The sequence below is a fragment of the Paraburkholderia sp. RL18-085-BIA-A genome, assembly GCF_046027075.1.
In the GTDB taxonomy this organism is placed as follows: domain Bacteria; phylum Pseudomonadota; class Gammaproteobacteria; order Burkholderiales; family Burkholderiaceae; genus Paraburkholderia.
In genome coordinates this window covers 1-734 of record NZ_JARESU010000529.1, presented here as the reverse complement: position 1 = coordinate 734, position 734 = coordinate 1, and the positions used below count along the sequence as shown (strand labels likewise).

Annotated in this window: 2 protein-coding genes; both read left to right on the top strand. The window is 62.7% G+C overall.

Features of this window, described 5'->3' with window-relative positions; translation table 11 throughout:
• Positions 1-70: 70 nt before the first annotated feature.
• A complete protein-coding gene (locus P0D89_RS53665) occupies positions 71-289 on the top strand; it encodes a DUF4160 domain-containing protein (protein ID WP_408379755.1) in 219 nt (72 codons plus the stop codon).
• Positions 276-686 (top strand): DUF2442 domain-containing protein, encoded by a 411-nt coding sequence (locus tag P0D89_RS53660; RefSeq protein WP_408379752.1) that lies wholly within the window; start codon positions 276-278, stop codon positions 684-686. Before P0D89_RS53665 ends, P0D89_RS53660 begins: the two co-directional genes overlap by 14 nt.
• Positions 687-734: the final 48 nt, after the last annotated feature.

Genomic DNA, 734 nt, shown 5'->3' with positions numbered 1-734 from the left:
GTTGCGAAAACCCATCTCTTAGGTTTATCATCGGCGTATGCCCACAATAGCAACGATCAACGGCTACCGCGTGGTGATCTACACGGCGGACCACCGACCAGCGCACGTCCACGTGATCGGCGCCGGCTTCGAGATCGTCTTTAACCTCAACTGCCCGAACGGACCGCTGGACGTCAGGAACATCGCCGGGAAGGTTTCAGACCGGACGATATATCGCATAGCGAGCCTCATCGAGCCCGAGATCGTCGCCTTTTGTGCGGCATGGAGAAAGCATCATGGCCATTACTAAAGAGTCGATCGCCGCCGCTCGCAAGGCCGGCAAGGAACTAGGCCCGCGCGCCGTCGCCGCGCGCTATCGCCCGTCTGTCGGGAAGCTCGAGGTCGAGTTCGACAACGGCGTGACGCTCGCGGTACCCGCACGCCTGATTCAGGGGCTTGCGCGCGCCAGCGCTACGGACCTGAGCAAGATCGAGATCACGCCGGCCGGATGGGGCCTGCACTTCCCGCGCCTCGACGCCGACGTGTACGTGCCCGCGCTTTTTGAAGGCATCTACGGTTCTAAGGCGTGGATGAAGCAAGCCGCACGCGTGGCGGGCTCGACACGCTCCGCAGCGAAGGCGGCCGCCGCGCGCGAGAACGGCAAGAAGGGAGGACGTCCGCGCAAAGCCCAAGAGGTGCACGCATGACGAATAGTCCCAGTAAGCACATTGGCGGCAACTTCGACGATTTCCTCG